At 64.0% G+C, this 9657-nt stretch carries 6 protein-coding genes and 1 pseudogene; 4 read left to right on the forward strand and 3 right to left on the reverse strand.

Features of this window, described 5'->3' with window-relative positions; genetic code table 11:
* Positions 1-251: 251 nt before the first annotated feature.
* Together EYW47_RS15725 and EYW47_RS15730 are read right to left on the reverse strand one after the other, a co-directional pair.
* Positions 252-2639, reverse strand: a complete 2388-nt coding sequence (locus tag EYW47_RS15725; protein ID WP_133195809.1) for a DNA polymerase II — start codon at positions 2637-2639, stop codon at positions 252-254.
* Positions 2640-2861: 222 nt separating this feature from the next.
* Entirely contained in the window at positions 2862-4514 is a 1653-nt protein-coding gene (locus tag EYW47_RS15730; protein WP_133195739.1) for an alkaline phosphatase family protein, read from the reverse strand.
* Positions 4515-4883: 369 nt separating this feature from the next.
* Between EYW47_RS15730 and EYW47_RS42430 the strand changes: the two are divergent.
* Together EYW47_RS42430 and EYW47_RS41845 are read left to right on the forward strand one after the other, a co-directional pair.
* Positions 4884-5186 (forward strand): annotated as a pseudogene (locus EYW47_RS42430) (c-type cytochrome); the annotation flags it as partial.
* Positions 5175-6371, forward strand: a complete 1197-nt coding sequence (locus tag EYW47_RS41845; protein WP_338117827.1) for a c-type cytochrome — start codon at positions 5175-5177, stop codon at positions 6369-6371. The pseudogene EYW47_RS42430 and the gene EYW47_RS41845, both read left to right, overlap by 12 nt.
* 60 nt (positions 6372-6431) lie before the next feature.
* Here EYW47_RS41845 and EYW47_RS15740 read toward each other — a convergent pair whose 3' ends face one another.
* Positions 6432-7436, reverse strand: a complete 1005-nt coding sequence (locus EYW47_RS15740; protein WP_240763714.1) for a helix-turn-helix domain-containing protein — start codon at positions 7434-7436, stop codon at positions 6432-6434.
* A 770-nt stretch (positions 7437-8206) separates the two neighbouring features.
* On the opposite strand from EYW47_RS15740, the gene phaP reads away from it, so the two are divergent.
* Together phaP and EYW47_RS41850 are read left to right on the forward strand one after the other, a co-directional pair.
* Entirely contained in the window at positions 8207-8767 is a 561-nt protein-coding gene (gene phaP / locus EYW47_RS15745) for a TIGR01841 family phasin (RefSeq protein ID WP_240763715.1), read from the forward strand.
* A 272-nt stretch (positions 8768-9039) separates the two neighbouring features.
* On the forward strand, positions 9040-9657 hold a 618-nt coding region (locus tag EYW47_RS41850; protein WP_276322948.1), incomplete at its 3' end, for a thiolase family protein.

Raw genomic sequence — 9657 nt, forward strand, 5'->3', positions numbered from 1 at the left:
AGCGCGGAGTGTGCGAGGTGACGGATGCTCCGGAGCCGCTCCGATTAGAGGGCAGTGGGGGACAGCGTCACACTGGCGGTTTGAGCCGCTTTCTTTTGCCTACTTTTCTTTGCGGCTGCAAAGAAAAGTAGGTGCCGCCCCGCACAGGGGCAACACCAATATACCGACATGAAAACAAGGAAAGGCCAAAACCACAAAAAACCACCAAGAGCCACCCCAAACCCAAACAATCAAAATTTCAACTCGCTCACTCAAAACAGACTCGCCTGCCCCGAAATCAGCGTTTCGAATTCCTCGCGCAGAAACGGCAGAATCGCATCAGCCACAGGCTGCAACTGGCGGCTCAAATAGAACCCGTAATCGAGCGGCGAGCTGAGCGTCTCCAACGGCTCGGGACCGACGGTCGTCATCACATAGCTGATCCAGCCGCCATTCTGATACTGCAACGGCCGACCCTTCGCTCGGTTGAACTCATCGGCGACCCGCGCGGCACGCACATGCGGCGGCACATTGCGCCGATAGTCACCAAGCGGCCGGCGTAGCCGCTTTCTAAACACGAGCTGCTCGTCGAGCTCGCCGCCCAGCGTGCGCCTCACGTAGTCGCGCACATAGTCGGCATACGGTTCGCGCTTGAAGACGCGCCGATACAGCTCGCGCTGGAACTGTTGAGCGAGCGGCGTCCAGTCGGTGCGCACGGTCTCCAGCCCCTTGAACACCACCTCTTCGCCGCCGTCTTTGGTGCGTGCGAGCCCCGCATAGCGCTTCTTGCTGCCTTCTTCCGCGCCGCGCACGGTGGGCATGAGGAAGCGCGAATAATGGCGCTCGAACTGCAATTCCAGCGCACTCTCGAGCCCGAAGCGTTCGCGCAACTCGGCCTTCCACCACCGGTTGACGTGCTCGACCAGCGCGCGGCCGGTGTGCGTGGCCTCTTCTTCCGTATGCGCGCGCTTGAGCCACACGAAGGTGGAGTCGGTGTCGCCGTAGATGACGTCGTAGCCCTGCGCCTCGATGAGCTCGCGCGTCTTGCGCATGATCTCGTGGCCGCGCATCGTGATCGACGAAGCAAGGCGCGGGTCGAAGAACCGGCAGCCCGTCGAGCCGAGCACGCCATAGAACGCATTCATGATGATCTTCAGCGCCTGCGAGAGCGGCGCGTTCTTCTGGCGCTTGGCACCTTCGCGGCCTTCCCAGACCTGACGCACGATCTCGGGCAGGCAGTGCATCTTGCGCGAGAAGCGCGCACCCAGAAAGCCTGGCACGGAGCACTCGTCATCCGGCTCGCGCAGGCCTTCGATCAGCCCCACGGGATCGATCAGAAACGTGCGGATGATCGACGGATAGAGGCTCTTGTAGTCGAGCACGAGCACCGAGTCGTAGAGGCCCGGCCGCGAGTCCATCACGAAGCCGCCCGGACTGTTCTCGCCCACCACGTCGCCGAGATTCGGCGCCACGTAGCCGAGCCGGTGCATGCGCGGCAGATAGAGATGCGTGAACGCCGCGACCGAGCCGCCGCTGCGGTCGGCGGGCAGTCCCGTGACCGAGGCGCGTTCGAGCAGGAACGCGATCACCCCGGTTTTTTCGAAGATGCGCGTGACCAGCTCGCAGTCCTTGAGGTTGTAGCGGGCAAGTGCGGGCTTGTCTTCGTCGAAGCGGCGCTGGATCTCGTCCATGCGCTGATACGGATTGTCGATGGCCTTGCCGGCGCCCAGCAGCGCTTGCGCGACCGATTCGAGGCTGAACGACGCAAAGCTCCAGGTGGCCGAGCGCAGCGCCTCGATACCGTCGATGATGAGCCGGCCCGCCGCGCCCGCGAAGAAGTGGTTCTGGTTGACGCTATGCTCGCGCCAGTCCATCACGGCGCCGCCGCGTCCAAGCCGCAGCGGCACGCCATATTGCTGCGAATGCGCGTGCAGCACGCGCAAATCGAACTGCACGAGATTCCAGCCGATGATGGCGTCGGGATCGTGCTGCGCCATCCATTCGTTCAGGCGCACAAGCATCTGCGCGCGGCTCTCGCAGTACTCGAAATCGAAATCGAGTCCGCTTGCGTCGCCGTTTTCAGGGGCGAGCATGAAGACCTGGCGCTGGCCGCAGCCTTCGAGCGCGATCGAATAGAGCTCGCCCTGCGCGCTCGTTTCGATGTCGAGCGAGACGAGCCTGAGCGTCGGGCGATAGTCGGCGGCGGGCTTGAGCTCGGCGTCGAGCAGCAGCCCGCTCGCGTCCGGCCTGCCGCGAAACAGCACGGGCGCCGTGATGAAGCGCTCCATCATGTAGCGCTCGGGCGGCTGGATATCGGCTTCGTAGACGTCGACGCCCGCCTTCGTCAGGCGCTTCGCCGTGCCGGTGAGCCGGCGGTATTGCGGCGCATAGAGGCCCAGCACGGGCCGCTGGCGGAAGTCCTTGAGATCGAGGGGCCGAAGCTCGGCACCCTTGTTGCTCTCGAGCGCGCCGAGTGCCGCCTCGCGTTGCGCGGCCGGCACGAAAGCGACCGACGTTTGCGCGCGCAGGCGCAGTTGCCTGGGGCCATCGTGCGTCGCCAGCCAGAATTCGACTTCGGTATGGTGAGGCGTGTCGCGCCAATGTCGCGTCAGAATGAAGCCCGGCTCGAAGCCGGGTTGAAGCTCGGTCACTGTGCGTATCCGCAGGCCTGTGGTGTCTGCCGAAATTGTAACGCCACTCTTCGGCGAGACCGTGCGGGTTGCGGCGCGCTGTGGTGTGATTCGTGCGCGATCCGTCCGTGCTTTGTCCGTGATTCGGCGTGCGCAATCAATGCGTGACCAGGCGGGATGGCCGGCGCCTGCCGTCAAGCGCCGGCTCGGGGCCTGTTATTGGCGTGAACAGGCCCCTGGGTACCGCGCGTGTTACTCGTCGGACTTCAGGCCGAGACCGGGCAGTGCGTGCGTGCCTTCCACGGCAACGGCATGCAGGAGGTTCGGATCGAGCTTGAGCGCGCGCAGGATGGTGGGCGCGACCTGCTTGGTCTGCACGCGCTCACGGACCTCGCGGCCACCGTCAGGCACCCCGGCATACCAGACGACGAGGCCGAGATGGCTGTCATCGGGCGCGTTGCCGCCATGCTCTTCGTCCTTCGTCTTGCTCGACGTGTAGATCACGCCGGGGTTCGGCTGCACGATGATGTCGGGCGTGCGGCCTTGCGACGGATCGCCGAAGCGCGCGGCCAGCTCGGGGCCGCTCAGGATGTACGCGCGCGGGCCATCCGCGCAGATGCCGGGCGCGTTGCACGAGAGATTGCGCTTGAGCGTGGCGACCGCGGCGTCGCGCTGCGATTGATCGCGCAGCCAGATGAGGCCCACGTCGTCGGTCTGCACGAAGCCCGTGTCGACCAGACCCGTGCCGTCGTTCAGGTTGCCGCTCTTCGTGTTGTTCTGGCCGAAGTTGCCGTTGGGGTCGAGATAGTTGCTCGTTTCCAGCAGCTTGGTGAGCGTGTCGCCGTTCTTCACGAGCTTGGTGTGATCGGTGGGCGACTGGCCGTGCTTGGCGGTGACGATGATGAGCGTCGACGAATACAGGTTCTGCTGCTTGAGCGCCGCAACGACGCGGCCGAGCGCGTTGTCGAGATACGTAATCGCGCCGCTCACCTGCGGGCCCGGCGTGAAGTCGGCGTCGAGATAGCCGCCGCCCGTGGCCACGGTGGCCTTCTGCGCCACGCTCAGCGTCTGGAAGTTGGTGCCGAAGAGCGTGGGCACCGGCTCGTCGCGCGTGCCCGTGGAGTCCTTGCCGCCGATCTCGTTGATGAGCGCCTGCACGTGGTAGTCGTCGAACTTCTCGGTGTGCGTGTACGTGTCGAGGTAGTACGTCTGCGTGGCCGGGTCGATCGAGTTGATCTCGGTGCGCGCGAGATCGTCCACGCCGCGGCCCGACGGGCCGTTCAGCCAGTCGTAGCCCCATGCGTGCTTGTCGGCCCATGCGGTGTACGAGCCGGGCAGGTTCTCCTTCACGGCTTCGAAGACCGTGTTCGTCTTCACGTAATCGTGCGGATACACCGGCACGCACTTGGCGCCCTGGCGTGCGCGCGGGATGGCCTGCGGATTGAACGCGCCGCCGCCGTCGAGGTGCACGAGCGCGCCGCCGTTTTCCCCGTCGATGCCGGTCGTCTCGTCGAATACCACGTTCCAGCCCTGCTTGCCCACGCAACCGGTGTCGTTGGGCGCGTAAAGCGTGCGGTCGTACGAGACGTCATAGAACAGGCCCGCGGTCTTGGGCGAGCCGCCCGTCACGAGCGCGGCGAGACCCGGAAACGAGTCGGAAAGCCCAGGCGTATAGGCGTTCGTATACGTGACGCCCGACTTGGCGAGCAGCGCGAGATTCGGACAGCTATTGCCGCCGATGCAGCGCGCGACGTCCTGTTCGTGCAAACCGTCGAAGCTGATGAGCAGGACGTGCTTGATGCCCCTCGGCTTGCTCTCCTGTGCGGATGCGATTGCACTACCCATGGCGAGTGCGAGTGCGCTGAGCGCCACCAGACCCGCCGACCACCTCCGTGCTGTTTTCATCGTTCACCTCATTTGCTTGTGGGGGGAAATCGCGCGAAATGAAGTGGGAATTTGCAGACTTATTGCGTCGAAGCGATGAATAATGACTTTCAATTACATTTTATTACACGCAAGTCGCATTACGCGCACGGCGCCTATACCGATGCGCGCGCAACGGACACCGGCACCGCACGCGACCGTTAGGAAACGAGCTGATCGGCGAGCGCGGTTGGCGTCATCGAGTCGCACTGGACGCCGTCACCAGGCGAATTGCGCAGCTTGAGTGAAAATAGCACCGGGACACGAGATAGACCACGCGAAAGACCATCGGGAGACGCCATGCATTTCAAAAGACTCGCGCGAGCGACACGGGGCGCCACGGCGCTGGCGATGACGATTGCGCTGGCGGCGCTGGGCGCCACGGGCGCGTACGCGCAGCAAACACAGTCCGCGCCTCTGGGCCGGACGATCGCCACGCAAGGCACCGCCAACGGCGTTCCGGCGTGCATCAGCTGTCATGGCGCGAACGGCGAGGGCAACGCCGCGGCGGGCTTCCCGCGGCTTGCCGGCCTGGGCGCGGGTTACTTCGAAGCGCAACTCGCCGCGTTCGCGGACGGCAGCCGCGAAAACAGCGTGATGCAGCCGCTCGCGAAGAACATGTCGGCCAATGAGCGCAACGCCGTGGCGCAGTACTTCAGCAACCTGAGCGCGCCGCAGGGCATTCGCACGCAAGACCCCGCCGACGCCGCGCCCTCCGATAGCGGCGCCTGGCTGGCCACGCGCGGCCGCTGGCAGCAGGACCTGCCCGCCTGTGTGCAATGCCACGGGCCGGGCGGTGCGGGTGTCGGCACCGCATTCCCGCCGCTGGCCGGTCAGCCCGCGGCCTATATCGAGGCGCAGCTCAACGCGTGGAAGAACGGCAAGCGGCCGCCCGGTCCGCTGGCGTTGATGCCGGCCGTCGCGAGCAAGCTGAGCGACGCCGATATTCACGCGGTCGCGTTGTACTACGCGCAACAGCCGCAGTCCGAAGCGACTGGCGCGGTTGCCGCATCGCAACCCCAGACGGACACGGGCGCGCACGCCGCGTCGTTCCAGCCGCCTCCCGAAAGCGCCATGCCGGACGGCGATTTCGGCAAATCGGTGAAGCTCGGCGAGCAGATCTTCCGGCACACCGGCCAGTACGCAGGGAAATTCGTAGGCAATTCGCTCAGCTGCGCAAATTGTCATATCGATGCGGGACGCAAGGCCGATTCGGGCCCGCTATGGGCGGCGTTTGTTTCGTATCCCGCTTATCGGAGCAAGAACGGGCACGTGAATACCTTCGCGGAACGGTTGCAGGGCTGCTTCAACTACAGCATGAACGGCAAGGCGCCGCCGCTTGGCGATCCGGTGCTGGTCGCGCTGGAAAGCTACTCGTACTGGCTGGCCACGGGTGCGCCCGTGGGCGGCAAAGTGCCTGGCAGGGGCTATCCGAAGCTGCCCGTGCCCGTGCCCGCGCAGAAGGCAGATTACGCACGCGGCGCCGCGGTTTATGCACAGCACTGCGCGTTGTGTCACGGCGCTGAAGGGCAGGGCAAGAACAGCAATGGCCAGACGGTGTTCCCGCCGCTATGGGGCGCGCGCTCGTTCAACTGGGGCGCGGGCATGCATGAGATCCAGAACGCTGCCGGGTTCATCAAGGCGAATATGCCGCTGGGTCTCGGCGGCACGTTGACGGATCAGGAAGCGTGGGATGTCGCGACGTTCATGGACAGCCACGAGCGGCCGCAGGACCCGCGCTTCACGGGCTCGGCCGCGCAAACGCGCGCGAAATATCACGATACGCCGCACTCGCTGTATGGCACGGTGGTGAACGGCCATCTGCTTGGCAGTCCTTGAAGCATTCGGGTGGCGGGCGGGGACACGACCCGCTCGCTGCGGCGGTTGCGCGTCGCCGCCTCACAGGCTGAATTGCCGGAAATCGAGCGGCGACATCTCATAGGCGCGCCGGAATGCGCGATTGAAATCCGACGCGCTGTTAAAGCCCAATCCATAGGCGATTTCGACCACGGCTTTGTGAGGGTAGCGGCGCAGCTCCTCGGCCGCCTGGCTGAGCCGGCGATTGCGGATATAGGCGGCGAGGCCGCCTTCGTGTTCGAACAGGCGGTAGAGCGTGGGACGCGAAAGCTGCGATACGCGCAACACGCTGTCGGGCGACAGGTCCGATTCGTGCAGATTCTCGTCGATATAACGCCGCACATGGGCAAATGCCGCCGCCCTCACCGCCGCGCGCGCGTTGCCGGTGAGCCCCGCCTCCTTGCCGAACGCCGCGCCAATCAATAGCGCGCACGCGCGCATCGCCTCCCAAGATTCGCTCGCGCTCATATGCTCGATGTTGCGTGCGAGATCCGCGATCTGCGCGGGAATCAGACGCGCGATGGGCGAGCGATATTCCACCACGCTGCCATGAATCGATTCGGGCTCCGGCAGAACGGAAGCAAGCAGCGTGCGTGGCAGAAAGAACGCCAGCACGCGGCAGCCGGTGCGCGTCATCTGCATGGGCTGCCCCATGTCCAGCGCGAGAATGCCGGGCGCCGACTGCGTGGCGACACGCTTCGGATGCGTGCCCGTGCGCGTTTCGATCGTGCCGTCGACGAGCACATGGAAAACATACTGCCGCATGGCGTCGGTGGAAATGCGGGCGGCGGAGCGCGTCTGCGCCACCGGATCGGTGCGGCTATCCACGAACGCGAGATCCGCGCCGCGCCAGGCGTCGATGGTGCCGTGAAAGCCGCACGCCAGATCGGCCCGTGAGATCGGCACGTCGAGATAATGCCCGAGGCGCTGGCGCCACGCGGGCAGTTGCAGATGCGACGCTTCATGCGCGGTGCTGAAGCGCTCGCGCAGACAGCCCGGCGATGCCGTGTCGTCCTTTGGTCGTTCCGGCGGGAGTTCGGTTTTCACGATTCGAATGAGCCGGGTGATCCGGGTAATGTAACTGAATGGACGTGCGCTTCAGATCGCCCCGCACCATGGCCGGGACGATCCGCGCGCGCGGCGCGCTCGCATTGTCCATGTATATCGGCAGCGCAGAGGCGTTGCTGGAGGGGCGCCGATGGCTCGTGGTCATGGTCTGCATGCGGGCAGTGACGATGCCCAAAATCGCACGCGCAGTAGAACCTCAAATAGCGATTTCAATTTAGCCGGCTGGCAATCGCTCAAGAAACATTAATATTCATATTTTCCAGGTCAATGCGCCGTGACGCTTTACGTACGCGCTTTATTCAATCGACATATATCAACGCCGTAAATGCGTACACTCGTACGCAAATCGACTGGGCGAATAGTCCCTATTCTGCTGGCAGCATTGCGTCGGGGCCGCATCAGATGCAGTCTCGCATCTTGCCAATTCAGGGCTTCTGAGCGGCGCAGCCCGGTGCGGCGGGCGTTGCGCCGGTGTTAGATGGGCGCACGCTTCTTGTCGTATTGCTGGCCGCTCCTGGTTATTCCGCGTACAAATGCAAGAAATGAACCGGGGCGCATGGATCTCAGGGTTTATACCTAATCCATCTTCCACAAAATTGTTAAATTCTCAGCTTAGAATTAACCCTCTAATTTCACCGCCAAGGCAGTGTACGTATTTCGGACATTGCCGATCGAAATGTTTTGGGGTCGTGTTGTGTGGCGGCCCTCAATTCAATCTGTTTCGCATCACTAACCATGAGGCATAGCCGATGACCGAGCCCGTGACGTTTTTCGCACCCGATCGTCTCCGCGCCCACTATGAATCTGGTGTCGCGGTATTTTTTGCCCTGGCCAAGCCAGCGTTCGAGAACTTCGAAGCCACGATTGCGCTCAATATGCAGACGGCTCGCGCGACCATTGCCGAGAGCGAAGCCGCGCTGAAGAGCACGCTTCAAATCAGCAATCCGGTGGAGCTTTTCACGCAGCAGTTGAATGCATCGCAGCAGGCTGCTTCGAAGGCGATGGCGTATGGGCGCAAGCTCTTCGATATCGCGGCCCATACCCATTCCGAATGGGTCGAGGTGGCACAGGCGCAAACCGTGCGGCAAGAGCAGTGCGTCAAGGCGTTGGCCGAGCGCTTCTCGCAAAGCGCGCCCGCCGGCTCGGAGCCGTTCGTCGCCGCAATGAACTCGACGTTTGCGGCTTTCGGCAATGCTGCTGATTCCATGCGCACGATGACGCGTCAGGCCATCGAGGCTGCGCAAGGCCGGCTCGATACGGTTGCCGCCGCAACGCAGCGTGCCGCGCAAACGCGGCAGGCCGCGAACTGATCGCTACGGCGCCCACGCTTCAGGGCGCGGCGCGGCGCGGCGGCTAATCGGATCCCGACGTATACCGGCTGCACCGCGCCGTCCGCCTAATTCCTCGCTTTCAATTCATACCCATCCGTCGCGCAAAAAAAATTTGTGCGCATTCTCTGATTTGTCATATTCGTGTGACAGGACGCAGCTACGCTCATTGCGAAGTCGCCGTGATGCCGCTGCGGTTGCCATCGCGTCTTATCGTGCGGGCATCGTGAGTATCTTTAACGCAGGAGTGGAAATTGACTGACATTGTGATCGTTTCGGCCGCACGTACCGCGGTCGGCAAATTCGGCGGAACGCTTGCGAAGATTGCAGCGCCCGATCTGGGCGCGCTGGTCATCAAGGCCGCGCTGGAGCGCGCGGGCGTGAAGCCCGAGCAGGTGAGCGACGTGATCATGGGTCAGGTGCTGACCGCGGGTTCGGGCCAGAACGTCGCGCGTCAGGCGTCGATCAAGGCGGGGCTGCCCACGGCGGTGCCGGCGATGACGATCAACAAGGTGTGCGGCTCGGGCCTGAAGGCCGTGATGCTCGCGGCCAACGCGATTCTTGCGGGCGACTCGGAGATCGTCGTGGCCGGCGGCCAGGAGAACATGAGCGCGGCGCCGCATGTGCTGCCGGGCTCGCGCGACGGCTTCCGCATGGGCGATGCGAAGCTCATCGACAGCATGATCGTCGACGGCCTGTGGGACGTCTATAACCAGTACCACATGGGCGTGACCGCGGAGAACGTGGCGAAGGAATACGGCATCACGCGCGAAGAGCAGGATGCGTTCGCGGCGCTCTCGCAGAACAAGGCGGAAGCCGCGCAGAAGGCGGGCCGCTTCGACGCGGAAATCGTGCCGGTGGAGATTCCGCAG

The organism is Paraburkholderia silviterrae (assembly GCF_004353915.1).
GTDB lineage: Bacteria > Pseudomonadota > Gammaproteobacteria > Burkholderiales > Burkholderiaceae > Paraburkholderia > Paraburkholderia silviterrae.

Bases quoted from the DNA above. Each gene is read 5' to 3' on its own strand.
- phaP (WP_240763715.1), top strand. From the start codon at position 8,207: ATGACCGAGCCCGTGACGTTTTTCGCACCCGATCGTCTCCGCGCCCAC.
- EYW47_RS15730 (WP_133195739.1), bottom strand. From the start codon at position 4,514: ATGAAAACAGCACGGAGGTGGTCGGCGGGTCTGGTGGCGCTCAGCGCA.